The sequence below is a fragment of the Aliiroseovarius sp. ABM4_368 genome, assembly GCF_056161205.1.
The window spans coordinates 104453-130241 of sequence record NZ_JBSWYR010000002.1 but is presented as its reverse complement, the minus strand read 5'-3'; the positions used below and the strand labels follow the sequence as shown (position 1 = coordinate 130241).

Sequence of the window (25789 nt, the reverse complement as noted above, 5' to 3'; positions counted from 1 at the left end):
CCCTTCAACGCAAAACGGCAAGCCCGAAGGCTTGCCGTTTCAACCGAAAGCTTCTTACGAAGCAGTCGATATTAGTTGGTGGTCGAGGTCGAGTCGTCCGAGTCCGAAGCAGCGATGATGCCAGCAACTACGGCCAGGCCCAGCAGAGCTGCGCCGGTGTTGCCGATCGAGGTTGCAGCTTCTTCAACTACTACGATTTCTTCTTCAACAACCGGGTCGCTGTAGCCGCCAGCAAAAGCAGGTGCGGTCAGGGCGAACATGCCAGCAGCGGCAAGGGTCATGACTTTTTTCATGTCTCATACTCCATAATTAATTAGCGGGCAGCGCTGGTTTAGCGAGCCGTCCATGTTTGTTTTGCACACAAGAGACGGCATTGGAAGTCTGATTTTCGGATCAGTCGCCATATGATAGCTAAGTTTTAGACCCTGTGGCCCTGTTGCAATACCCCGATATCACCCAAGAAATATCTGGGTAAGGAAAACCGCACCACAATGCCGTGAGTTGGGGCGAATCCCCCCTCCTGAACCCATATGGCTGGCTTTTCGGAGCAAAATGTTCTTTCTGTGACTCGGGGATTTCATCCATTCACGCACCGCAAGCTGCGCCAAACTGCGATAGCTGTGCCGCCCCAAGGGTTGGCCCGAAGGGGTGGTAAACATGCATTTCCCCGATGACCGAATCAGAAAGCGGCGACCATCTATATTGTACAAACGCATGACGCCAATATTCTCGGCCCCGGTTCTAAACCTCTGACCCGAGGACTTTAACCGGCTTGCCAGCGTGCGTGCCGACCCCTTGGTGGCTTTGTGGCTTAGCTTGCCGGACTTGGCCATCCACAGTGAGTGCTTGCTGGCCTGCTTGCGCAAGCCGCCGGCCGGCGCCAGCTTCCGCAATCCGTGTTTGCATCGGTGAAAATTCACCTCGGCCAGGATGGCTGCATCCAGCAGGGATTGGTTTATCTTATTGGAAGAAATGCTTTTTTCAGAACCCGCCACACGCTGAACAGCGCATTTCGCCTGTGCAGTGTTTACGGACAGAAAGACTGCAAAACACGCCATCAAAAGCAAGGGCAGGAAGTTGCGTGCCATAGGACGCTCCGAATTGAGTGGTGCCTGATGTGTAACATATCGAGTACAAAAAAGTCACTGAGGAACGCCGGGCTGTTTCTGGGCCATAATATGGCGCTTTCCATTGACTTGAAGCGGCGTTTCCCGCACCAAAGTTCTAGTGATTTATTAAATATATGAGAGAAAATACCGATGAAAATCGCGATGATTGGAACGGGCTATGTTGGGCTTGTATCGGGCGTTTGTTTTTCTGATTTTGGACACGAAGTCGTTTGCGTCGACAAAGATCCGCGCAAGATCCAGATGCTCGAAGCTGGCAAGGTTCCGATTTACGAGCCCGGGCTGGAAGATTTGATGGCGAAAAACGTCCAGGCTGGACGTCTGACCTTCACCGAAAACTTGAAAGAGGCCATCACCGACGCTGAAGCCGTTTTTATTGCCGTTGGAACGCCAACTCGGCGCGGAGACGGCCACGCAGACCTGACTTACGTCTTTGCCGCCGCAGAAGAAATTGCTGATTCGCTGGATCACTATGCCGTAGTTGTCACCAAATCGACCGTACCCGTCGGTACGAATCGCCGCGTGGCCGAAGTCGTTTCCAAGGCCAATCCCAGCCTCGATTTCGATGTGGCCTCGAATCCGGAGTTCCTGCGTGAAGGGGCGGCGATCGACGACTTCATGCGCCCGGACCGCGTTGTGGTTGGCGTGGAAAGCGACCGCGCGGCGCAGGTCATGGCCGACATCTATCGTCCGCTCTTCCTACGCGACTTCCCTATCGTCACGACCGATCTGGAAAGCGCCGAGATGATCAAGTACGCGGCCAACGCTTTCCTTGCGACCAAGATCACCTTCATGAACGAAATCGCAGCGTTGTGCGAACGTGTGGACGCGGATGTGAAGCAGGTGTCAAAGGGCATCGGGCTGGACGGCCGTATCGGCAACAAATTCCTGCACGCGGGTCCCGGCTATGGCGGAAGTTGCTTTCCCAAAGACACCAAGGCGCTGGCCCGGATCGGTCAGGAAAACGGCATGGCGATGCAGATCACCGAAAGCGTGATAACCGTGAACGAAGACGCCAAGCGCCGGATGGTTGGCAAGGTGGTCGATATGTGCGGCGGGTCGGTTTCAGGAAAGACAATCGCCGTATTGGGGGTCACCTTTAAACCCAACACCGATGATATGCGCGACGCGCCCAGCCTGACCATTGTTCCAGCTCTGATCGGCGGAGGGGCGACTGTACGCGTCGTAGACCCGCAGGGGTTGTCAGAGGGTGAAGCGCTTTTGCCGGGTGCACATTGGTTCGAAGATGCGTATAAGGCAGCCGAGAATGCGGATGCTGTTGTGCTTCTGACCGAATGGAACGAGTTCCGTGCGTTGGACCTGAAACGTCTGGCCGGATGCATGGGGACAGCGGCCATGGCGGATCTGCGCAACATCTATTCGCCATCTGATGCGAAGCGTGCGGGGTTCTCGGCCTATTGTGCCGTAGGCCGTCGCGGCTTCGGCACCGGAGAATGGAATGACTGAGGCAACTTTCCAGACATGGGAGGCGGCAGGCAAGAAACGGAACGGGCAAAGGTTGAAACGACTTTTCGACATCGTGTTGGCACTTGTGCTTTTGGTGCCGGTGATTCCCGCGCTTGCGGTGCTTTATGTCGTGGTGTTGGTGAAGGATGGACGCCCGTTCATCTATCGCTCGCGCCGCAACACGACCTTCACACAGGAATTCGACCTGATGAAGATCCGCACTATGCGGACCGTGCCCGCGCATGAAAATGTGGGTATCACCGGGGGGCACAAGAAGGGTCGAATCACCAAGCTAGGCCGGTATCTGCGCAATCACCGTCTGGACGAACTGCCACAACTTTGGAACGTGCTAAAGGGCGAGATGAGCTTTGTCGGTCCGCGCCCGCCCGAGCCGCGCTATGTCGCCGCCTGTCCCGAGATTTATCAGCAAGTGCTGCTTGACCGTCCGGGCATCACCGGGCTGGCCTCGATCATCTTTCATTCGCATGAAGAAAAGATGCTGGCGGAATGCGAATCCCAAGCGGAATCAGAAGACGTCTATGTGCGCCGATGCATTCCCCGCAAGGCGCATCTGGACATGATCTATCACCGGAACAAATCGCCGATGCTGGATCTGTATGTGCTGTATCTGACAGCGGCAAAACTCTTGCCGCTGCCAGGCCGTCGCGCTGCCCGTATTCGCGGGCAGTAAGTCCTAGGGCGAGTTACAGCGCTGATCCGTCCGCCACTTTCAACCACGCCGTACCATCGCTGTAAGCCAGCTGCGCCCCACCGGTCGCATCCGACACGAAGGCAATCCCGCCCGCGCCGATGGCCGCTGCAGCGGGCAAGTTTGCTGTCAGAACCGGGGTCAGCTTCATCACCCCGTTCACATCCAGTTTGGCGTCCGGGATCTTGCCGATCCCCACATTTCCACCACCCGTGGCGACAATGGTGTTGTTCCAAGCAGACCCGTCCAAGCTGGTTTTGATCGAGAAGTCGTCATCCCCTGCCAGCCCCATTTCAGCCCGGCCCGACCAGTTGTCCTGAAACAAAAGCGACGCTGTGTCCGAGGTGCTGGCCTTGTTGACCTTCAACTGATGCGATGCGCCCGCGTGCGACAACAGCACCGCGTCCGAGGATACCGCCAACCGGTTCGTCGCATCCGCGCTGGTGTTCACGCCCACTGTGCTCAGATTGCTGGTGTCAGGAGACACCGCGACCCAGATACTGCCGTCAAAGCGCATCTGCGTGGCTGTTGCAGTGACGTCCGCGCGCCAGCCTTCCAGCGGGGCGAAGAACTGCCAGACGCCGTTTTCCAGCAGGGCGATCTTGTGATCGTGACCGGTCCAATCGCCCGTTGCGCCGCTGGCGATGATATGGCGGTCTCCGTCCACTGCTGCGACTGGCGGGGCGGTGTCGTTGGCGCTTTGCACCGTTAATTGCACCAGCACATCCAGAACCCGAAGGGCTTCGTTATGGGTGACGTGTTTTTGCGCCTGAGACGGTTGGATCAGGGGCAGGGACAGGACAGGTGACTGGCTCATAGGGTTCTCCGCGAAAGGTTTTTCCCGTCCAGTAGATTGGTGAAAATGATTAACGCCGCCGGACTGCGGCGTACGTTGCAGCCCGGTGGCAGACCGAACCTAAAGCGTTTCGGGATACACTTGAGGCACAAGTTTGTCGCGAAGCGCCTGCAGCGCCGACATCTTGGGCTGCGTTTCGGTTTCCCCCTGTGTCAGGTTGAAACCTAAACGTTTTAGTAGAACTCGATGTTGTCGTTCAGTTGAGACAGGCTCGTTACCCCATCGATCACCAGCTTATCCCCGCCGCCAAAATCGAACACGGCTTTCTGGCCCTTGATCTCGGCAAATTTCAGGATCTTTTTTACCGCTTTGCGCCCGCCACCCCAAAGCTCTTTGTCGAACAAGAGCCGTTCTGTCCGGTGGTTGAAGTCACGAATGCGGTCCGCGCCGCCGTTGAACAGGAATGTGTCGCGTCCGGCGCCGCCATACAGCATATCCCTGCCGGCCCCGCCATCCAGCGTGTCGCGCCCACTTCCCCCGCGTATAGTGTCACGTCCATTGCTACCAGCCAAAGAATCGTTCCCGTTGTGACCCCATAGCGTGTCATTACCGCTCCCGCCGGTCAGTTGATCAGCCCCCTTGCCGCCCAACAACTTGTCGTTGCCACCTGCGCCTGCCAGCGTATCAGCGCCGTTTCGCCCCTCAAGCCGATTGTCGGCGGCATCGCCGATGAAACGATCGGCAAAGCGTGTTCCCAGCAGTTTTTCCATGCTGACAAAGTGGTCGCCCGCCATGCTGCCAGAGCCTTCACCCCGGCTTAGATCAACCGTGGCTGAGCTGGTGTTGGCGCGCATGTCCAGCGTGTCGAACCCGCCCGAGCCGTCAAACCAGTCGGCCCCGTCACCTGCAAGGAATGTGTCGTTCCCGCCGCCGCCGATCAGCGTGTCGTTCCCAGAGCCACCGTCGATCAGATCGCGCCCAGCACCACCTTCCACGACCTCGTCCCCTTCTGCTCCGATCAGTGTGTCTGCACCCTTGCCACCCACCACGCCTTCTATCGAGTCGAAGACATCGTCAGCTGCATCTCCGGTGTGCGCCCCTGTGGCGAAGTTGAAAATGAAGCCTTCGGTCACATCGCTGTAATCTACGATGTCGATCCCGCTGCCTCCTATGAACGTGTCCACGCCAGCACCACCGACGAAGCGGTCGTCACCGCTTTGCCCATACAAAATGTCGTCGCCCGAGCCCCCATATAGCAGATCATTTCCCGCCCCGCCCCAAAGGCGGTCGTTGCCAGTGCCACCCTGCACGTTGTCATCACCCCCATTGGCGCGGATGATGTCGTCGCCGCCATTTCCGATCAAGGTTTCGCCGTTATCAGATCCACCCAGGTTGTCATTTAGGTCGGTGGCGATGAAGGCTTCGATCGAGTCATACTGATCCCCCACAGCCGCACCGCCGCGCGATCCGGTGGTCAGATCAAAGATCAACCGTTGTTGAATAGCCGAGTAATCAACAGTGTCCGTACCGTCCCCGCCGATAAACTGGTCGGCACCCAGTCCGGCAATCAGAAGATCGTCCCCATCTCCTCCGTCCAGTATGTCGTCACCCTCGCCGCCATCCAGTAGATCCGCTCCACCGCCTCCGACCAATCGGTTTGCGGCATTGTCACCGGTGATGTCATCGTCATATGCACTGCCTACGACGCCTTCGATGCTGATTAATGTATCGCCCGAGCCACCGGTGCCATCCAGCAGCGAGATCGTGATGGCCTGATCGCTTAAGGCATAGCTGACACTGTCCAGCCCTGCGCCTCCATCCAACCAGTCGCGGCCCGCGCCGCCGCCCAGAATGTCATCCCCATCGCCTCCGGTTAGGATGTTGTCTCTGGCGTCGCCAATCAACACGTCCGCGAACTCTGACCCAATTAGATTCTCAATGGAATCAAACTGGTCCCCCAAGGCGGCGTGATCAGTTTCACCTGTCGTCAAATTGACCAGAACGCCCCCAGCGGCAAGAGCATAAGACACGGCATCGACACCGCTGCCCCCATAGAAAAGATCGCCCCCGCCGGACCACATAAGAACATCATCACCCGCCATGCCATGCAGCGTGTCAAAGCCTAGGTTTCCGGCTATGGTGTCGTTGCCGGTGGTGCCGCTGATGGTTTCCGGGAAGTAGTCGAACCCGTTGGGTGGACGGTCCAAAGTCAACACGTCCTCAGTTTTGAAATCCGTCGCATCCAGCGACCCGCCGCCCGCGCGATAAACGTTCAGCACCTCGTCCCGATAGGTGATAATCGCACCCCAGATTTTCGATGTAATTTGAAGCTGGCCGGCGTCGTACAGCATGTGATAGCCGCTAAGATCCAACGTGTCCTGCGTGGGGTCGAAATCGGTGATCGTATCTTCTTTGCCGTCACTGCTTAGTCGAAACAGATCGGCCCCGGCGCCTCCGGTCAGAATGTCCTGCCCGTCGCCATCGTTCAGAATGTCGCGCCCGCCGCCGCCTGTCAGAATGTCGTTGCCATACCCGCCCATTAACATATCGGCATTCGCCCCACCGGTCAGCAGGTCAGTGCCGATCCCCCCGTCCAGCGCTTCGCCAGCGTTAGGAGGATCCACTGTAAAACGCGTGATTCCTGTCTCGGTTTCGCTGGTGGCGAAGATCGCGATTTGCCCGTCGATATTTACCGCCTCAAGCGCCGAGATGTTCTGAAGCGCCGTCGCATTCGTGTCCCAGATGGTGTCCAGATGAACCAGTGCCCCGTCCGGCATCAATGTAAACATGGACAGCCCGTCATCCGATCCGCCCGCGATGATGTACAAGCGCCCGTCAATCTCGACCGATGTCAGTTCGGTGACATCCGAAAAACGCGTGAACTTGTTGTCGATAACGTGGTCCACAGGGGTCAACTCGCCTCCGGGATCGACACGCAACACCGTCAGGGACGAGCTTCCCGCAGCGGCCAAAACGACGAAATGCTGGTCTCCAACCATACCGGTTGCCATCTTCGTCGGCGTCCCGACCGGCAGCAATGTGTCGGCGCTGTGTGCGCACACCAAGGTGGGGGAGCCGTTTGCGTCCAGCAGATAGCTTTCAATTCCGTTCCCGGACGAAGACGCCGCGATCAGCAGTGTTTCTGTGCCTGTGTCGATCACTTCGATATCAATCAAATCTGGCGCATTCAGATATTCCGGCTGACTTAGATCGTCTTGCAGTGTGAATGTGTCGCTTTCGTCCAGAACATAATGGCGAAACCTGGTGCCGGTGATGCTGGCGGTATAGATATGGGTAGTGCCGCCCATGGTTGTTGACCCCATTGCGGTCAGCAATCCGATCCCTTCCGGCCCCCATTGATATTGCGTGGGTGACGAGATCGACGCGCCGGGTTCCAGCGTCAACCCGCTGATCGCCCAGTCGCTTTGCCCAAAAGCCATCAGCAACGTGTCACCCTGATGGGTAACTGTTTCAAGCACCGGGTTCGATGATGACACAGCCCCATTGCCCGTGCCGGTCTGATCAGACAAAAAAAGTGACGCGCCCGGCCCAATGGTCGAAATCATCGCCCCATTCGCCGAGGCGCTGATCGACACCAATCGGACTTGGTCGCCCTGCCACACAATCTGAAGATCTGTTATGCCTGACGCATATGAATGACCGGCACCAAAACTGGTGCCAGCAAAACTAAAAATGGTCACCCCAACCACCCTCATTTTTACCCACGCGCCTAAAAGACGCATGTCGAGTGTGTTGGTTGGAAGTTAACGGCAGTTTACCCGCTGTCAGGGTTTTATTTAGGAATTATAAGCAATTGAAAGTTACTTACTCTTTAACGAATGCGCGCCACACTGCCTAATTCAGGACTGTCACTTGCCGCGTTCTTGCCTTAGTTCTGTGCTCGAAACAGGGTCTGGCGAAACAGTTGCCTTTAGAGTGAAAGTGGAGAGTTCAGGAATGATGTTGGCATTGCAGCAAGATTCGTTTTGGTTTCTTAATCAAGGGGGATCCCAACAAATCCATTATGCAGGCAAACCCCATGGAAGTGTCAGCGATTTTGTTCGGCAGCTTACTGTAGATTCAGCGCATTATTTCGGAGATCCCGCGAACGCTGCTTTCGATCTGCGCCCGGGGCGGGTGCTTAACTATAACGTGGATGGTTTGTCGAAAGCTGGTAAGTGGTTTGCGAAGAAAGCACTTGCAGCCTGGACAGCCACGACAGGGATCGAGTTCAAACACGTCAAGGCGTCCAAAGCTGACATCAAATTCGTCCAGAATGACAAATCTGGTGCCTATGCCGTCACGAACTATAATTCGAAGGGCGATATCACCAAGGCCAAGGTCAATATCCCGAAAGATTGGTATCGTGGCGAGCAATACAAGCTCGACAGCTATGGTTATCAAACCTTCCTGCACGAGATCGGCCACGCACTTGGGCTGGGCCATGCCGGAAACTATAACGGAAGCGGTACATTTTCGGAGGACGCGCGGTTTTCCAATGATAGCTGGCAAATGTCGATCATGTCCTATTTCTCGCAGACCGAGAACCCGAATGTAAAAGGCTCTTTCGCCTATACGCTCAGCCCGATGCCCGCCGATATAGCAGCCGTTCATAAGCTCTATGGCGAGCCGACGGGGGGTAAGAAGGTTAACACAGGCAAAACGACCTGGGGGTATGACTCGAATGCCAAAGGGCCGGCAAAGCAGTTCACAGAAACCAAAGCAGTGATGACCATTACGATCTACGACCAGGGTGGCGAAGACGTGATGGATTTCTCGAAGACCGGGAAGAACCAAAAAATTGATCTGAATCCCGGCGCGTTTTCGAATGTTCTTGGCAAGACATACAATGTTCAGATCGAGCGTGGCACGTGGATCGAGAACGCTAAAACTGGAAGCGGCACAGACAAGCTTTACGGGAATGCGCGCAGCAACGATCTGTTTGGTGGTGACAAGGCAGACGAGCTTTATGGCCGCGCTGGCAGTGACAAGCTGTATGGTCAGCTCGGCAATGACGAGATCCGGGGGGGCGATGGTAAAGACAAGCTGTTTGGGGCCAAGGGTGCAGACGAGCTGTTCGGAAACGATGGGGCTGATGTCCTGAAGGGCGGTGCCGGGGCAGATAAGTTGGCTGGCAATGCGGGCAATGATCGCCTTGACGGAGGCGATGGAAACGACACCATGACAGGTGGTGCTGATGCGGATGTTTTCGTGTTCAATGCCGGGAATGACAAAATAACCGACTTTGACAATTCCGAAGGCGATCGGATTGAAATCAAAGGCAGCCTTGTAGCGACGACTGACGTGGAGCAGTTCCTGAACGACAATGCCTTTGTTAAAAATGGAAATGTTGTGATCGAGCTCGACAATGGCGCTACATTGACCGTCCAAGGCTTATCAAACACGATGGATCTTGTGGACGATATCTCGTTCATCTGATCTGCATGAAGTTATGTAGGGGCCAATCACATGTCGTGGTTGGCCCCTTTGCATTGTGCAGCCCCTTTAAGATCAGCTCGGGCGATTCCATTCCTGTTTGCCAAGTTCCCCCGGATGTGGAACAACGCCCGGGATATTCAGGTTGGAGATTACGATGAACATCTTACTTGTCGGAGCAGGTCTAAGCGGTGCCGTCATCGGACGCGAGCTGGCCGAGGACGGGCATCAGGTCACCATCGTTGAAAGCCGCGACCATATCGCAGGCAACTGCCACACCGAGCGCGACGCCGAGACTGACATCATGGTTCATGTCTATGGCCCGCATATTTTCCACACCGACGACGAACAGGTTTGGAACTATGTGAATCAGCACGCCAATTTCCTGCCATTCAAGAACCGCGTGAAGACAACCTCGAAGGGTACGGTGTTTTCGCTGCCGATCAATCTGCACACCATCAACCAGTTCTTTGGCCGATCGATGCGCCCGGACGAGGCGTTAGAGTTCATCACAAGCGAGCAGGCCGATACCTCGATCGAAGACCCCGAGACCTTCGAAGAACAGGCGCTGCGCTTCGTCGGCAAAGACCTGTACGAGGCGTTCTTCAAGGGCTACACGATCAAGCAGTGGGGGATGCAGCCGTCCGAGCTGCCCGCCAGCATCCTAAAGCGCCTTCCCGTGCGCTTTAACTATGACGACAATTATTTCTTCCATAAATTCCAAGGGATGCCGGAAGAGGGCTATACCAAGATGGTCGAGAAGATCCTGGATCACCCCTCTATCACCGTGCATCTGAACACCCGCTTTACCCGCGATCAAGCGGACCAATATGACCACGTTTTCTACTCCGGTCCGTTGGATGGGTACTTTGATTTCGAACTGGGCCGCCTTGGCTATCGCACGCTTGACTTCGAACGGTTCACCTATGACGGCGACTATCAGGGCTGCGCAGTGATGAACTATGGCGAGGAAGACATCCCCTTCACCCGCATCACCGAGCACAAGTATTTCAGCCCGTGGGAAACCCATGAAAGCTCGGTCTGCTATCGCGAGTTCTCGCGCGCTTGCGGCCCGGATGACATTCCCTACTACCCGATCCGTCAGGTCGATGAAAAAGCCCTGCTGGCTGACTATGTCGAACTGGCCGAGACCACCAAAGGCGTGACCTTCGTGGGGCGTCTTGGCACATATCGCTACCTCGACATGGATGTCACCATCCGCGAGGCGCTGGACACCGCCGACATGTTCCGCAAATCGGTTGCCGACGGAACCGACATGCCGACCTTTGCGGTCACGCCATAGGGAATACGCCATGACAAAGCTGATCCTTCATGTAGGTCTGGGAAAAACCGGGACAACCGCGTTTCAGGACGCCATTCGGGACAGTTTTGACACGTTGAAACAGGCAGGCCTCCTCTGCGCAGGTCCGCGCCTCAAATTTGCCGTGCCGAAAGAAGACGAGCTCGAGGCGCAATTCCATGCAGGTGAGCCGGAGTATCTTGCCTCGGCCCTGAACGCTTTAGAGCGGGCTGCGGCCGACGCACCAGAAGTCTCGACCGTTATTTGGTCGAATGAAACCATCGGAATGGCGCCGGATCTGACCGCTGTGGTTGGCATCATCGAACGTTTTGTCGGCCAGACGCAGGTCTTTGATGAAGTTCAAATTGCGATGTGTCTCAGGCGACAGGACGAATGGGCCGAAAGCGCCTATCGCCAATGGGGTCTCAAGCACAAAATGGCGCTGACACGCGGTGTCGAGACGCCGGACGAGTGGTTAGCCCGTAGTTGGCACGAGCTGGATTACCTTGGTCAGTATCGCATCTGGGCCGCGCTGGGCACCGACCGCATCCGGGTGATGACCTATGATGCGATGCGGGAGGCTGGCGGTAGCGTGCCTTATTTGTGTGCCGAATTTGGCATCCCCATTGACCTTCTTGGGCCCGAGGCAATGGGTGAACGCAATGTCTCTCTGGGTCCGGCGCAAAGCTATATGAACGCTTTGTTCAACGGCAGTCACGACGAACCCGTGCGCCCGGTCGAGTTCGCAAAGATACTTGCCGATTACGAATTGCCGGAGTTGGACGACACCCGGGCGACCTTTGTTTCGCAAGAACTTCGCCAGACAATTCTTGATCGCTGCCAAGCGGATAATGACACCCTTGCGCGCGAGGCCCTTGGGCGTGATCATTTGTTCGACGACAAACCGGTCGGTGGGCAAAATGTCTATGCGAATGGTGCGGAAGACGCGTTGATCTATCTTTCCAAGATTGTTACCGCGCACCGCGAAGCATTAATCGAAAAGCAGCACCAGATTAACAGGCTGTCGGGGCGCTTGAATTATGAGGCCGAGCATTTGGCCAATGTTGCCGCACGCCTTCGTGACATGGAAAAGCCCGGTTACTTGTTTCGCAAGATCAAGCGCCGTTTGAAAGCCAAGTTCGGGCGCGGAAATTAAGACCTAGCCCTCGATCTTGGTCATCTCCAAAACTTCAGAATGCGACCGCGTGGTGTGGTGGCGCAGCCCGTCTGATACCGCCGTTCGTCGCAGCGCCTCATAGGCCGCTTTGTCGTCGCCATAGCGGTTTGCGGCTCGTTTCCATGCGATGAGCAACACCGGTAGAAGCGCCCAGAACAGGATACCTGCCGCGCGCCGGTACATGATCAGCCCATTGCGATAAGCGTAATAGACTTTCCACAGCGGTTTATAGGTCTTCTTCTCGTCCTTCTGAAAGGTCGAGCAATCGTGGACAAAGCGCACAGACGGGTCGAACTTGATCTTAAATCCGCGCTTGCGCAGACCCAGCGTATAGATCACGTCGTCACCATAGATGAACAGCCCCGGATCCGGCAGACCCACCGTGTCCAGCATACGCTTCGAGATGAACAGCCCCACGAAAGACGTCAGGTCGATGGGGGTAGGGGCGTCGGCCTCATAAGCGCTGGGCGGGATGTGATAGCCGTCGCGCCGCTTGACCAACGTGCGCACGAACGTGCGTGGCGACCAGAATGGGTTCACCGACGGGCGGTTCATCTCGCAAATGCGCCCATCGGGATAGTACACTGCCGCCGCGACTGCCGTATCGTCCGGGCGGTCACCCGCCATGAAGCTGTCCAGCATCTCCGGCTCGGGCCATGCATCGTCATCCATCACCACATACCAATCGGCCTGATGCTGGGTCAGCGCATGGCGCAATCCTTGCTCGAACCCTCCAGCACCGCCGCGATTGGTTGCGCTGGTCAGGATGTCCAGACGCGGGTCGCCTTGCTTAGCCAGCCAATCCGCCGTGCCATCCGTGCTGGCATTGTTCACCACCACAATGGACGCCAAACCAACTGGCGAATTCTGAAGCAGGTTCGACAGCGTAAGCTTCAGCTTGTCCAACCGATTAAAGGTCACGACAACAGCCACCAAGCTGCCATTCCGGCTGGCATTATCGTGCATTTTCAAACCCTTGATCTCGTGTAAGCGCGCGCTGTTCGTCGTGGGTTTTCCCCTTATTTTGTGGGGCTTGTCAATGCCGCTGCCATTTTGCGGTGCCAACGGGAAACAACCGGCAGATTTCAGACCTCAATGTTTGACCTTTGGGGCTGTTGGCATTAGGGGAACAGGCAACAAAAACAGATAAATTGCTGGACGACTGGACATGAAAAACTCAACCTCTTTGGTGCTGATCGGGGGATTTGGCTTTGTGGGCCGCAACATTCTGGACGTGATCGCGCAGGACGATCAGTTTGACGGTCTGGAACCCTTGGTGATCGACGATCTGTCCAACGCCGTTCCTGGGCACGAAGCCTTGGACCTGCCCAGCTTTGCAGGTGGCTATGAAGACGCCGGCGCGATCGAGTTTCTGGACCAGCAGAAAACCAAAGACGGCGGCCGCATCTTCGTCTTCCTTGCCGGCGAAACCCGCGTGGCGGAATCCAAAGATCGCCCGCTGGACTTCATCGACGCCAACATCGCCAACCCCTCGAAATTCGTGATGGAGGCCGTTCAACCCGGCGACCACTTCATCTTGATCTCGACCGCGGGCGCGCTGTTTGACGGCACGTTCGAAGTGCAAACCACATCGGCCTATTGCCCCAAGAACTTCTATGGCGCGACCAAAGCGGCCGAGGAAATGATCCTTGAGAAGTTGGTGGAGCTGCGCGGCGGCACGTTCTCGGTCATCCGTATGACCAACGTTTATGGCCGCTTCTCGGACAAAAAGAAAAGCGCCATCCACGCCTTCACTCGTGCCATCGTCGAAGGCGGCGAGGTGTTCATCAACGGTGACGGCAAGCAATCGCGCGACTTCATCTATGCCGGCGACGTGGGCCGTGGCATTGCAACCCAAGCCAAACGCGTGCGCGAAGGCGAGGCTTATGACCGCGTGAACATGCTGGGTGCAGGTGTTTCCACCACGCTGATGGACGTGGTCGGCGCGATCGAGGCCGCCAGCGGCGACAAGCTGAACTATACCAAGATCCCAGCCGAGGACCTTCTGAAAACCGAACCGCGCGACGTGATCGCATCGGCCGAGGATGTGAAGGTGCTTTTGGGTGACCAAATTACCGATTTCGCTGATGGAATTCGGCAAACATACACCTACTATTCGCGCTAGGCTGTCGCAGCTGTCGTGGATAGAGGTTTTCCTTTGATAGAAACGGGTCTATAGCTCGTTCCAACCTAATTATAGCGGGTAGAGAAACATGAAAGTAATCATTCTAGGTGGTGACGGATTTTGCGGTTGGCCGAATGCGCTGTACCTGTCCAATCGTGGCCACGATGTCATTATCGTCGACAACCTGTCGCGCCGTGAAATCGACCTTGAGCTGGAAGTCGACAGCCTGACCCCGATCCGCCCCATCGGCGAGCGTATCCGCGTCTGGAAAGAGCTGACCGGCAAGGACATCCAGTTCCATAACTTCACCGTGGGCGAGCACTATCACCGCCTGCTGACGCTGATCAAAGACGAAAAGCCGGATGCGATCATCCACTTCGCCGAACAGCGCGCTGCCCCCTATTCGATGAAATCCGCCGCGCATAAGCGTTACACCGTGTCGAACAACCTGAACGCCACCAACGACGTTCTGGCCGCCATCGTTGAAAGCGGTCTGGACATCCACCTGGTGCACCTGGGCACCATGGGCGTTTACGGTTACGGCACCGCAGGCATGAAGATCCCTGAAGGCTATCTGAAAGTTAAGGTCGACACCCCCGAAGGTGAAACCGAGACCGAGATCCTGTACCCGACCAACCCGGGCTCGATCTATCACATGACGAAAAGCCAGGACCAATTGCTGTTCGCCTTCTACAACAAGAACGACGACGTGAAGGTCACTGACCTGCACCAGGGCATCGTTTGGGGCACACAGACCGCTGAAACCAAGATGGACGAACGTCTGATCAACCGTTTCGACTATGACGGCGACTATGGTACGGTTCTGAACCGTTTCATCATGCAGGCCGCTGTGGACTATCCGATGACTGTGCACGGCACCGGTGGTCAGACCCGCGCCTTCATCCACATTCAGGACACCTGCCGCTGCATCGAGCTGGCGCTGGAAAACCCGCCGCAATCGGGCGAGCGCGTGAACATCCTGAACCAGATGACCGAAACGCACCGCGTGCGTGATCTGGCCAAGATGATCCACGACATGATGGGCGCCGAGATTGCCTATCTGGAGAACCCGCGCAACGAAGCAGCCGAGAACGAGCTGTTCGTCGCCAATGACCGCTTCCTGGGTCTGGGTCTTGAGCCGATCAAGCTGGAAGGCGGCTTGATGGACGAAGTCAAAGAGATCGCCGCGAAATACGCCGATCGCTGCGACACGACCAAGATCCCCTGCGTTTCGCTGTGGAAATAAACTAGAACGGGGCCGCTGCTGAAAAGTAGCGGCCCCAGTTTTCTTGTCCTCCAGACACCAAAGGCAGATACATGCACGCTCTGGAAACAAATGCACGCATTGAACTGCGTGAAAAGGCACAGGGTCTGACGGAAAGTTATGACCAGCTTCCTGCCGAAGATGTCCTGAAACACGCGATCAAGACGCTCTTTCCCGGGCGGATCGGCCTTGTGTCATCCTTCGGGACCGAGGCCGCTGTTCTGTTGCACATGGTCGCGCAGATTGATCCCTATGTGCCTGTGATCTTTCTGGAAACCGGTATGCACTTTCCAGAAACGCTGCAGTATCGCGAAGATCTGGTGGCCCGGCTTGGGCTATGCAACATCCAAACCGTCCATCCTCGTCCCGCCAGCGTGAATGCGGATGACCCCGAGGGGTTGTTGCACCAGACCAACCCGGATCTTTGCTGCCACGTGCGCAAGACGCTGCCGATGCTGGCCGCGCTGAAGGGGCTGGATTGCTGGATCACCGGGCGCAAACGCGGGCAAGCCGCCACCCGATCCGAGCTTGAGCTGTTCGAGACACAGGGTCGCTGGCTAAAGGTAAACCCGCTGCTGGACTGGACGGGCGACGACGTGGCTGCCTATTTCAAGACGCACGCGCTGCCCGAGCACCCCTTGAAGGAACGTGGCTATCTGTCTGTCGGCTGCTTGCCCTGCACCCGTGCCGTCAAACCCGGCGAGGATGCCCGCGCAGGGCGCTGGGCGGACAGCGAAAAGACCGAATGCGGAATTCACTTTGTCGATGGCAAGATGGTGCGAGGCGGCGGAAACTAGCTTAGTTTTTCGCTGCATTCGTGTGCGGAAACGCGTCTTCGGGTTCGTCCACGCCATAGAAATTCGCCAGTGCCGAATAGCTTTTCAGATCGCTCCACTGCAGCTCAAGGCAATGGTCCGGGAAGGCATCTGCCAGCGACAGAAACGCGTCATGGTGGTGCTTCCAGAATGCCAGACGGTTGGCCTTTCGGGCCTCTGGGTCGGTTTCCCAAATCGCGTGGTGCCGATAGATATCTGGATGTGACACTTCCCATTTGCGCACGCTTTCCAGCCATCCCTCTTGATCTCGGTTAACCCAGATGAACCGGGCCTCGGGCGCGATGATTTTGCGGATGAACGGATGTAGGTGGGTGTGCCCCATGGGAGCGTCGTGAAAGATGTCATAGCGCGCGGCAGCGGCCACCAGCGGCTTGAATTTCTCCAGCACGTTCTCTTTTTCCGCAGCCTCAAACGCGTGGAAGTCTTGAGCGCCTTTCAGCATCTTGCGATAGCGTTGTGCGGCGGGTTTGATTTTGCGCAAAAGCGGGCCATCGTGCTGCATCTCGCGATGGCCAACACCCAAAGCTATCAGTGACTTCCCGATCGAGGTCGACCCCGTCTTGTAAGGCGACGCGATGATGTGTACTGGCCCGTCTATCTGTGTCACGGACGGCGTGCGTTGCAGCTTGCTGCCAAGAGATTTCAGAACCGCTTTCATGCCCCTACCGGATCTTGCGAATGGTGTTGTAGGTGATCAAAAGCGGGCGGTTCAGCGCGGGGTATTTTTGCCCCATGGCCTTCCCAGCCTGAACGATCCGAGATGTATAAAGTGACTTGCGTTGACCACCATCTTGTAACGTGGCCATAACCTCGCCGTAGTAAGGCGTTTTGATCAGTGCTTCCCAATAAAGGCCCGACTGCGGCACTGCCACCCCGTGCCACGGCTTATAGGTGCGGTCCGCATAGTGGATGATCCACGGATCACGCCGCGCCGCCATCGCCTTGTCATGGTTGGGTTTGGGCACCTTCGAATAGGCCGCATTGACCGAGTTGAAGACGTTCCAGCGCCCGTCCAATTCGTACAGGTCTTCTTTGAACGCCTTGTTCAGAATGTCCTGATCGCGGAACAGATACCGCCCGTTTTGTGCCTCGTGCAGCAGGTGGCGACCCAGCTCGTTCAGGTCACCCATGGCTTTGAAATTGAACAGCAAAACGCCCGCGTTGAAGTATCGCGCAATTTGCTCGTCAGACATTCCCAGCCGCTCGCGGTGATAGGCCGACAGGTCCGGCACATCTGGGTCGATCGTTGGAATGGGGCCGGTCAGCGTGCGGGTCATGATCCAATCCGGCACACCGCCTATCTTGGCGTCTCCGATATCGGTGTCATATAACTTGCACACATCCGTTTTCAGAATGATGTCTACGTCCAGATAAAGCAGACGATCCAGCCCCGGCAGCAGGTTGAACAGCAAGAACCGATTGTAGGTCGCGTTCGACGGCGCGCGGCTGGACGAACGATAGCTGTCGTCGAAATAGTTGCCGGTGTCGATGGCGTGCAGCTGGATGTTCTTGCGTTGCGAGTGCAGCCAGCTGTCAAAAACCTCGATATCTTTGTCTTCGATACCCGAATGCAGGAAGTAAAGCGCGATGGGGCGTTTGGGATCTGCATGTGTCAGCAGCGACGACATCATCGCCGAGGCGTGCGGCAGGTAGTTCCGGTCCGCGGCAATCGCAAGGTTCACAACGTCGTCAGCTGGCTTGTCTTCGGCGGTCAGGTAGGGCGTGACCACAGCTTTGGACAGGTTCACAATGGCGGTCTCGCGGATTCGAGTCGACGGGTTTGTTTTCTGTTCGTGGATGATGAAGGCTGTCATCAGACGTTCTGCCAGGAACCCGATATAGCGGGCCTGATAAGCGCTGTAATTCACCCGGTTAATCGGCGCGGCGTCCACTTTCAGCAGGATATCAAACAGCCATGTGCAATAGCGGTCAAAGACCTCGCGGCGCATCAGGGCGATGTTGCCGAGACGTATGTCCATCGACTTGGCGGCAGTATTGAAGGCGTCCAGATATTCGGGATGATCTTTGGCAACCACCTCGCGCATTTTGTCGAAATCTTCTTTGTGGTGGCCACGCAAATAGTTGGCTTCGACGCTCATGCCCATTTCGTGCAGGCGCGGCAGGACGATGTCCCAATTGTCCAGCTCAGCATCCATCCATGCTTCGGCGCGCTCAACCCAGCCGTCGATGTCCACTGCGCCGACATAGGCCTCGGCCGGGCCGTCCGAAATTTCGTCCGCGACGTCCAGCAGGCGGCGGTAATGCATCAACCCGACGAAATCGCTGTCCCGATCGTTTTTCCACGCCCAGTAAAGTGCCGTCAGTTCGCAGAAAGACCCGTTTTTGTCCGAGATATTGTCGCCAGTGTGATCCGCCATCATGCCGGGCAGAGGGGCGTTGGCGAAAGTCGCGCCGACATGGATGGGCTTGATGCTTTTGGACGAAACCCGCGGCGAAAGTTTGTGGTAAGCAGAGTAAATCGAGACTTTCATAATGCACCTTTCCTGCGTCGCGCGATGTATAGTGCGACGGCGGTGGAGTTACAAGAATTCAGCGGGTCAGCGCGCCTGGACGTCCGCAATCCACTGCTTGATTTCATCCTCAGAAACAATGTCGTTTCCAGTGTCAGGATAGCGGGACATATCCGTGTCGAAGAAGAGCGGGGCGTCAATGTCATCCAGCATCCTCGCTAGGCGTTGGTTGCTGTCTTGAAAGTGGCTCAGGAACGCCTCGGCCTGCGCGCGCGACGGAGACAGCTTGTCGGTGTCTTCGATCTGTTTAAGCAATGCGGAAACTTTGGGTCGCTCTACGGCTTTGGAGCGCAGGTGAAGCCCGACCAATAGTTGCTTGCGCGACATGGGCGGGTTGGCGTGATCACCCCAGTCGGGGGTCGCAAGTCCCAGAAGATGAAAGAAATCGTCCACTGTGTCTTCGTTGTACAGCGCTGATTTTTCGAACTTGCGGACGTGCAAGCTGTCTTTCCCGAACGCATCCGCCCAGATTTTCAATTTCTTATCATAGTGGAAATAGTGATCGAAATGCGGTTGATAGGTCGGCAGGGCTGATACTTGCAGACCATAAAACCCCTCGGCGGCATTGCGCATGATTGCCTGCTTGCGATGCGATATCGCCAACGAGTCCTGTCGTCGCAGATAAGCTATGATATGGACCTTGTCGAACCGCCGCTTAAGGACGCGGGCAAGTTTTCGCACCTGTCGCGGGTTGTGGATCCAGAAGAACATCTCGGAGGACGCAATAAAGCTGCCGTCTCCGTCGAGTGCTGCCTTCAAGCCCCGAAAATCAATCACAGTGTCAAGTTTATTGCCTGCTCCACTGACTTTGATCAGGCGATTGATGCTGGTGCTTTTGGGGCAATAAGCATATGTCAGATCGCCAAGTAAACTGTTCCTTTGGGCAAAGCGCAACGCCTGTTGCAGGGACGATGTGCCGGTTTTATGCGAACCGATGTGAAGCCAAAGCTCTTTCAAATCAACCCCCTAACCTTTGTGAAGCGCGTCGATACGTGCCGCTCGGAACAGTTTTGACCAATCCGTATCGGTTGCGCTGATCATCATGTTGAACAGATCGCCCAGCGCGTGAATGTGCCGCAGATCATGGGCGCTGAAGTGGTCCTTAGGCTCGGTCGACATCAGCGTAGGACTGGCCCTGTCGATGGCTGATTGAAGCGCCGTTTCCAACAAGGGCTCATCACCAAAAAACAATTGATCCACTGCGCGGGCATCTTCGGCGTAGGTTTCGGCAATTTCCTGCGCAAGCTCGATATGCATCCTCAGTTTCTCGCCATCAGCTTTTTCGGATTGCAGTCCAAGATGACGAGCCACCTCGCGACCGAACGTGTGGCGCGTTGTTTTTGGCTGGTTCGCAATACGAGATTGCAGCGCTTTCAGAAGCATTAGATCTTGAAGATCCAGCGATTTATTATCGTCGTCAAAGGGCGTAATGGTAAAGCTATCGGTTCCAAACCCTTGGATAATGAAATCTTCCAGCAAGTCCCCGTTTATCAGTGCGCTGCGGATCATCGGGCGTAGGATGAAATTGTCACCGAATGCATCCCGCCACGCTTGAAAGCGCTTTGCGTAAAATAGGCGGCCAGATTTGGCCATTCCGTCACAAAATGCCTGCAAGCTGCGTTGGTTGCCACCGATTTTCGTTACCTCAGCATAGCCCGACAGAAGCCGCTCGGCATGGGGGCGGACATAGGCAATGACGCGCACCTCGTCGAATGTCCGCCCGATATAGTCGTCCAAGAAGCGCTTCACCAATGCTGGGGGCGTGCGTTCCAGCATCTCGCCTGATATCAGGCTGTGTTTTGTCGACGCACCTTTCAGGCGGTGGCCCAGTTTGTTCAGGACGGCGCGGCTGTGGGCGTCTTTCTTAACACCGTGCCCTTCGTATCGATCCCGAAGGGCCGAGGGCAGGAAATTGTGGTTCAGTTTGTTAGGATAGCATGGGATCTCACCTTCGATCTGCACGCAGCTTGTCGCGAAGGCATTCTGAATGGTGGTCGAGCCCGTCTTGTGGTCTCCGATATGTATCAGCAGCGTGCGACCGGATGTCTTGCGCGTTCCGAAAATCATATCCTGTCTGCTCCCATATAAATGGTTTTCCGCCCTTAGATTTCATTCGCCTGCGGGCAGCGAGCGAGGAATTGCATTTAACCGTGTTTAGATCAAGAAGATCCGTAGCGGTTGACTTGCCTACTTGTACAAAATGTCGTCGTGATAACGGCTGAGAAGAGACAGCCCTGCGCACAGGGTCGACAGCGCAACTGCGAAGACAAAGATATACGAGATATAGGTGGGTTCATAGGTGGCATAGACCCCCATCCGCATCTGTCCGATCACATGCACAATCGGATTCCACCAAAGGATCTCCTGCGCGAAAAGGGGCAGATCGTCGAAATTATAGAGAACGCCCGAAATGATAAACAGGGGACGCATTATCACCTTCCACAATTGCTCCCACCAGTCAAAGCGCCAGAACAAGAAGCAATTCAGCGTTCCGATCCCAATTCCCAGCGATATTGCCATCAGGAAAGACAGCGCCATCTCAGGGATGTTCAGAAACACGAAGGATGGGCTGATCATCACCATCCCGCCGATCAGCATTGCGCTGATTAGCATTTGTGTGAGGCTGTTTAGAATGACGCGGGCCAAGATTGTGTCGACGAAAGTCACCCTGGGATACCCAAGCAGAGGTTTCGAGTATCTGACGGCGCTCGCAGTCTTTCCGCTTATTGCCCGAAACAGACCCAAGGGCAGCATGCCGGTTGCGTAATAAAGCGCAAAACTGTCCCCGATCGACGGCGAACGCAGCGCGAACGAGAAAACGACGGTCAGAAAAGCGATGCCGCTGATCGGCTCAATCAAAGCCCAGATATAGCCGCCGCTTGACCGTCCATAGGTTGACGACATCTCGCGCAGCATCAGGGCGACGACGGTGCGCCCCATCTTGAAACGGGTAGGATCTGCGGTGCGTGTTGCGGTCATACGGGTAATATCGAGTTGATTCGTCTTAACAGGTATCCGATAACTGCCGCCAATGCATATGATTTGCAAAATGTTTTGCCGTGGATAGCCTATGACCCAATCTCCCGACGCGCCTAAGCCCAAGGACGATGCCAAGACTGACAAGGAATCGCAGACCACTGCAGCCGAGCAGGACGAGCTTGATGATGACGGTTGGGGCGAGGACGAGCCTACGAACAAAGAGCAGGCGGAAAAAGAGCTTCCGCCCTTGCGACCGCACGCTAAACCAGCGCGTGCGCGTAGGCGGCACAATTTGATCCGCAACTTCTTTGTTCTCGGCGTATTGACGCCGATCCTGCTGGCGACGGTCTATCTCTACGTTATCGCCCACGATCAGTATGCGTCCTATCTTGGGTTCTCGGTTCGGGCTGAAAACAGCGCGTCTCCGGTTGAAATGCTGGGCGGGATCACTGAATTGGCGGGGTCGTCCAGCGGCACCGATACCGATGTGCTGTTCGAGTTCATTCAAAGCCAACGCATCGTGCGGCTTGTAGATGACAAGCTGGACCTGCGTTCGATGTATCACATGCCGTCCGACCCTATTTTCGGTATTGATCCCGATGTCACCATCGAAGGCCTTCAGAAATTCTGGGCCCGTGTTGTTAAAGTGTTCTATGATAGCGGCTCGGGTCTGATCGAGGTGCGTGTTACCGCATTTACTCCGGAAGACGCCAAGGCAGTGGCCGATGCGATCTATGACGAAAGCACCGTCATGATCAACAAATTGACCGCCGTCGCGCGCGAAGATTCGACTAGCTATGCACGCAGCGAACTTGAGCAGGCGGTTGAGCGCCTCAGCACGGCGCGTGCGGCCATTCAGAAGTTCCGCCTTGAAACTCAGATCATTGACCCCGATGCTGATATCGTTGGGCGTATGGGGCTTTTGAACTCGCTTCAAAACCAGCTTGCTGGCGCGCAAATTGATCTGGACATCCTGATGCAGACGGCACGCGAAGGCGATCCCCGTTTGGTCCAAGCGCGCCGCCGCGTTGACGTGATCAAACAACGTCTGGAAGACGAACGCGCGCGTTTCAGTTCTACTGACGGCACTGTGAATGGTGCTTATGCGAACCTGATCGGCGATTATGAGCGTTTGTCCGTAGATAAGCAATTTGCCGAACAAGCCTATCTGTCAGCCCTTGCGGCATTGGATGTGGCGACTGCTGAAGCGGCGCGCAAATCGCGTTATCTGGCGGCCTATATCGAACCGACATTGGCCGAGACCCCGGAATATCCCAAACGGCTGATAATTCTGGCCACCTTGTCGGCCTTCCTTATCGGCATCTGGGTGGTGGCGACGATGGTGTATTACTCGATCCGCGACAGACGATAAGGCCGTGGCATGATCCGGATCCGAAACCTGCGCAAAGCCTATAGGCTGCAAGGCCAGACCAAGGTGGTGGCGGACAACATCACGGTTGATTTCGAGCCAGGCAAAGTGATCGGCCTTTTGGGGCGCAACGGGGCTGGGAAGTCCAGCCTTCTGCGCATGGTGGCCGGAACGATGCGGCAGGACAGCGGCACCATCGACATTGATGGCACGGTCAGTTGGCCGGTCGGCTTTGCAGGCAGTTTCCACAAGGACCTGACGGGCGCGCAGAACACCAAGTTCTTGGCGCGCATCTATGGCGTTGATACCGAAGAACTGCGTGAATATGTCGAGGATTTCGCCGAGCTGGGGCAGCAGTTTTATTTGCCTGTACGCACCTATTCCTCGGGGATGCGCTCACGCCTTGCGTTCGGTCTGTCCATGGGGATCAAGTTCGACGTCTATTTGGTCGACGAGGTTACATCCGTAGGTGATGCGTCGTTTCGTAAGAAAAGCATGCGCGTGTTTCAGGACCGGATGGAGACAAGCGGCGCGCTTCTGGTCACGCACAACCTGCGTGTGATTAAGCGCGTCTGCAACGCAGCGTGCATTCTGGACGAAGGGCGTTTGACTTACTTTGATGATGTTGAAGAAGCGATTGCACTGCACCGCGAGATGACCGCCTGACCGGCCTTGATTGTGATGGGACTACTGCAAATTGTGCACAGTTCGGAAATAACATCGAAATCTGCCTCTCGGCGCTTGAGAAATTACCACTTCGTTACTAATGTGCGGCCAATTGGTTTGCTGCCTTGAACCACAATGAAACTTGGGGGTTGCGCGTATGCGTTTTGTTTTAATTACGGTTTCGGCTCTTATTTTGGCCAGCTGTGGCGCACCACGCGGTGCGGCAATTCAATCCGAAATTGTGGGTGGGAATGCTGAAAACCGAACCGATTTGGCCGTCTACAACGTGACCAAGACCACCTTGCCGGCGATATCTCGCTGGCCAGCGCCGAATACGGACGGGAACTATTCCTGGCCCTCGCGCGGCGCGGCGGCGGCCGACAAGCCAATCAGACCGTTTGACCGGGTGAACGTGACCGTTTGGGATAGCGAAGAATCGTCTCTTCTGTCGGCCCCGAACCAAAACACCGTTCAGATGCAAAACATGCAAGTCTCTGCTGGCGGCACCATCTTCCTGCCATTCGTCGGCACTGTACATATCGCCGGGATGCCTCATTCGGCCGCCCGCGCCCGCATCCAACGGAAGTATGTCGAGGTCATCCCCTCGGCCCAGGTCCAGTTGGACGTAACCCAAGGCACACGTGGGACAATTTCGGTTGTGTCGGGCGTAACCAACCCCGGTCCGATCACGCTGGACGATCCCGCCTTTACTGTTTTGAACGCAGTTGCCGCAGCTGGTGGTCCTGATCGCAACCTTAATAGCCCCAACGTCAAGTTGATCCGCGGCAACCGCACTTATCTGCGCCCGCTGGATCAGGTAATGTCGAATGCGTCCTATGACGCCTATCTCAAGCCCGGCGACAAGCTCGCGCTTGAAGATGACCGCCGCTATTTCCGCTCGCTTGGTGCTGCCTCGAAAGAGGCGCTGATATCCTTCTCGAAATCCGAGATTTCGGCTTTGGACGCGATGTCACTGATGGGCGGCCTGACCGACAACCGCGCGAACCCGAAGGGGATTCTGATCCTACGTGAATATCCACAGTCCGCCGTGCGTCAAGACGACCGAGGGCCGAACAATGCCCGTAGTGTCTTTGTGATCGATCTGACCACCGCTGATGGGTTGTTTAGCGCGGGCAAGTTTAAAGTCCGCAGCAAGGACACCGTACTTGTCACCGAAAGCTCGGTCGCTGCGGCAAGCACCTTGCTTGGCCTGTTGCGTCAGATGACCGGCATCGCAGTGGATGTGAACAAACTTTAAGACACCCGTCCTTTGACGGCGAAAGGGCGTGCTTCCAGCGCGCCCTTTTTTTGTGGCGCTCATCCCGTGACATCACGCTCCATTCCCTTGACCCTTCCGCGCCCGGTCCTTACCCATAAACTTTCAAGGAGGACCGCCCATGCGTACCGCAGATGAAGCCCTGATCGTGATCGACGTGCAAAACGATTTCTGCCCCGGCGGCGCACTTGCCGTAGCGGACGGCGACCAAATCGTGCCCCTGATCAACGCAATGTTGCCCGACTACGGCGTGAAGGTCTTTACGCAAGACTGGCACCCGGGGGGGCACAGCTCGTTCGCCACTTCGCATGATGGCAAAGCCCCGTTTGAGGTGACCGAGATGCCTTACGGCACCCAAGTCCTTTGGCCAGACCACTGCGTGCAAGGCACCGAAGGCGCGGCCTTCCACAAAGACCTTCTGACCGATCCTGCCGACATGGTGATCCGTAAAGGTTTCAGCCCGCAGATAGACAGCTATTCCGCATTTTTTGAGAACGACCAGACCACCCCAACCGGGCTTGAAGGTTACCTGCGCACCCGTGGTGTCACCAAGCTGACCCTGGTCGGCCTCGCCACTGACTTCTGTGTTGCCTACTCGGCAATCGACGGCGCGAAACTGGGCTTCAACGTCACCGTCCTTGAACCCGCCTGCCGCGCCATCGACCTTGATGGATCCCTCGCCACCGCCCGTGACAACATGCGCGCCGCTGGCGTGAAACTGGAGGCTTAAC

At 56.2% G+C, this 25789-nt stretch carries 22 protein-coding genes; 12 read left to right on the top strand and 10 right to left on the bottom strand.

What is annotated here, in order from left to right; translation table 11 throughout:
* Positions 1 to 71: 71 nt before the first annotated feature.
* Together ACXAH3_RS06635 and ACXAH3_RS06630 are read right to left on the bottom strand one after the other, a co-directional pair.
* Positions 72 to 293 carry a hypothetical protein gene (locus ACXAH3_RS06635; protein ID WP_474861293.1) on the bottom strand — a complete coding sequence of 74 codons (222 nt, stop codon included), beginning with the start codon at positions 291 to 293 and terminating at the stop codon, positions 72 to 74.
* A 159-nt stretch (positions 294 to 452) separates the two neighbouring features.
* The gene (locus tag ACXAH3_RS06630) at positions 453 to 1088 is read right to left on the bottom strand and encodes a CAP domain-containing protein (RefSeq protein ID WP_474861292.1); all 636 of its coding nucleotides are present in this window, start codon (positions 1086 to 1088) and stop codon (positions 453 to 455) included.
* Positions 1089 to 1259: 171 nt separating this feature from the next.
* Here ACXAH3_RS06630 and ACXAH3_RS06625 point away from each other — a divergent pair, with 171 nt between their 5' ends.
* Entirely contained in the window at positions 1260 to 2594 is a 1335-nt protein-coding gene (locus ACXAH3_RS06625; protein WP_474861291.1) for a UDP-glucose dehydrogenase family protein, read from the top strand.
* A complete protein-coding gene (locus ACXAH3_RS06620; RefSeq protein ID WP_474861290.1) occupies positions 2587 to 3285 on the top strand; it encodes a sugar transferase in 699 nt (232 codons plus the stop codon). The genes ACXAH3_RS06625 and ACXAH3_RS06620 overlap by 8 nt, the downstream gene beginning before the upstream one ends.
* Positions 3286 to 3298: 13 nt before the next feature.
* Here ACXAH3_RS06620 and ACXAH3_RS06615 read toward each other — a convergent pair whose 3' ends face one another.
* Together ACXAH3_RS06615 and ACXAH3_RS06610 are read right to left on the bottom strand one after the other, a co-directional pair.
* Positions 3299 to 4120 carry a DUF2793 domain-containing protein gene (locus tag ACXAH3_RS06615; RefSeq protein WP_474861289.1) on the bottom strand — a complete coding sequence of 274 codons (822 nt, stop codon included), beginning with the start codon at positions 4118 to 4120 and terminating at the stop codon, positions 3299 to 3301.
* A 212-nt stretch (positions 4121 to 4332) separates the two neighbouring features.
* The gene (locus ACXAH3_RS06610) at positions 4333 to 7800 is read right to left on the bottom strand and encodes a calcium-binding protein (protein ID WP_474861288.1); all 3468 of its coding nucleotides are present in this window, start codon (positions 7798 to 7800) and stop codon (positions 4333 to 4335) included.
* Between the two features lie 436 nt (positions 7801 to 8236).
* Between ACXAH3_RS06610 and ACXAH3_RS06605 the strand changes: the two genes are divergently transcribed.
* The 3 genes from ACXAH3_RS06605 to ACXAH3_RS06595 all read left to right on the top strand — a co-directional run bounded on the left by ACXAH3_RS06605 (position 8237) and on the right by ACXAH3_RS06595 (position 11991).
* Entirely contained in the window at positions 8237 to 9538 is a 1302-nt protein-coding gene (locus tag ACXAH3_RS06605; protein WP_474861287.1) for a M10 family metallopeptidase, read from the top strand.
* A 154-nt stretch (positions 9539 to 9692) separates the two neighbouring features.
* Positions 9693 to 10838, top strand: coding sequence for a UDP-galactopyranose mutase (gene glf / locus ACXAH3_RS06600; RefSeq protein WP_474861286.1), 1146 nt, complete (start codon positions 9693 to 9695; stop codon positions 10836 to 10838).
* Positions 10839 to 10848: 10 nt separating this feature from the next.
* On the top strand, positions 10849 to 11991 hold the full coding sequence (locus ACXAH3_RS06595) for a hypothetical protein (RefSeq protein WP_474861285.1): 1143 nt from the start codon (positions 10849 to 10851) through the stop codon (positions 11989 to 11991).
* A 3-nt stretch (positions 11992 to 11994) separates the two neighbouring features.
* Here ACXAH3_RS06595 and ACXAH3_RS06590 read toward each other — a convergent pair whose 3' ends face one another.
* Entirely contained in the window at positions 11995 to 12978 is a 984-nt protein-coding gene (locus ACXAH3_RS06590) for a glycosyltransferase (RefSeq protein WP_474861284.1), read from the bottom strand.
* A 202-nt stretch (positions 12979 to 13180) separates the two neighbouring features.
* Here ACXAH3_RS06590 and ACXAH3_RS06585 point away from each other — a divergent pair, with 202 nt between their 5' ends.
* The 3 genes from ACXAH3_RS06585 to ACXAH3_RS06575 all read left to right on the top strand — a co-directional run bounded on the left by ACXAH3_RS06585 (position 13181) and on the right by ACXAH3_RS06575 (position 16198).
* Entirely contained in the window at positions 13181 to 14137 is a 957-nt protein-coding gene (locus tag ACXAH3_RS06585) for an NAD-dependent epimerase/dehydratase family protein (protein ID WP_474861283.1), read from the top strand.
* Between the two features lie 88 nt (positions 14138 to 14225).
* Positions 14226 to 15383 carry an NAD-dependent epimerase/dehydratase family protein gene (locus ACXAH3_RS06580; protein WP_474861282.1) on the top strand — a complete coding sequence of 386 codons (1158 nt, stop codon included), beginning with the start codon at positions 14226 to 14228 and terminating at the stop codon, positions 15381 to 15383.
* Positions 15384 to 15454: 71 nt separating this feature from the next.
* Positions 15455 to 16198, top strand: a complete 744-nt coding sequence (locus ACXAH3_RS06575; RefSeq protein ID WP_474861281.1) for a phosphoadenylyl-sulfate reductase — start codon at positions 15455 to 15457, stop codon at positions 16196 to 16198.
* Between the two features lies 1 nt (position 16199).
* On the opposite strand, the gene ACXAH3_RS06570 is transcribed toward ACXAH3_RS06575, so the two are convergent.
* The 5 genes from ACXAH3_RS06570 to ACXAH3_RS06550 form a co-directional block, all read right to left on the bottom strand.
* Complete coding sequence (locus ACXAH3_RS06570) at positions 16200 to 16895, bottom strand: sulfotransferase (protein WP_474861280.1); 696 nt, start codon at positions 16893 to 16895, stop codon at positions 16200 to 16202.
* A gap of 4 nt (positions 16896 to 16899) precedes the next feature.
* Positions 16900 to 18729, bottom strand: coding sequence for a DUF4422 domain-containing protein (locus tag ACXAH3_RS06565; RefSeq protein WP_474861279.1), 1830 nt, complete (start codon positions 18727 to 18729; stop codon positions 16900 to 16902).
* Between the two features lie 66 nt (positions 18730 to 18795).
* Positions 18796 to 19725, bottom strand: coding sequence for a hypothetical protein (locus ACXAH3_RS06560; RefSeq protein WP_474861278.1), 930 nt, complete (start codon positions 19723 to 19725; stop codon positions 18796 to 18798).
* A 9-nt stretch (positions 19726 to 19734) separates the two neighbouring features.
* Complete coding sequence (locus ACXAH3_RS06555) at positions 19735 to 20835, bottom strand: hypothetical protein (RefSeq protein ID WP_474861277.1); 1101 nt, start codon at positions 20833 to 20835, stop codon at positions 19735 to 19737.
* Between the two features lie 120 nt (positions 20836 to 20955).
* Complete coding sequence (locus ACXAH3_RS06550; protein ID WP_474861276.1) at positions 20956 to 21747, bottom strand: ABC transporter permease; 792 nt, start codon at positions 21745 to 21747, stop codon at positions 20956 to 20958.
* Between the two features lie 91 nt (positions 21748 to 21838).
* On the opposite strand from ACXAH3_RS06550, the gene ACXAH3_RS06545 reads away from it, so the two are divergent.
* The 4 genes from ACXAH3_RS06545 (at position 21839) to pncA (ending at position 25788) form a co-directional block, all read left to right on the top strand.
* The gene (locus ACXAH3_RS06545) at positions 21839 to 23119 is read left to right on the top strand and encodes a KpsE/RkpR family capsule polysaccharide export protein (protein WP_474861275.1); all 1281 of its coding nucleotides are present in this window, start codon (positions 21839 to 21841) and stop codon (positions 23117 to 23119) included.
* 9 nt (positions 23120 to 23128) lie between these two features.
* Positions 23129 to 23782, top strand: coding sequence for an ABC transporter ATP-binding protein (locus ACXAH3_RS06540; RefSeq protein ID WP_474861274.1), 654 nt, complete (start codon positions 23129 to 23131; stop codon positions 23780 to 23782).
* A gap of 157 nt (positions 23783 to 23939) precedes the next feature.
* Positions 23940 to 25040 (top strand): polysaccharide biosynthesis/export family protein, encoded by a 1101-nt coding sequence (locus ACXAH3_RS06535; RefSeq protein ID WP_474861273.1) that lies wholly within the window; start codon positions 23940 to 23942, stop codon positions 25038 to 25040.
* A gap of 139 nt (positions 25041 to 25179) precedes the next feature.
* On the top strand, positions 25180 to 25788 hold the full coding sequence (gene pncA / locus ACXAH3_RS06530; RefSeq protein WP_474861272.1) for a bifunctional nicotinamidase/pyrazinamidase: 609 nt from the start codon (positions 25180 to 25182) through the stop codon (positions 25786 to 25788).
* Position 25789: the final 1 nt, after the last annotated feature.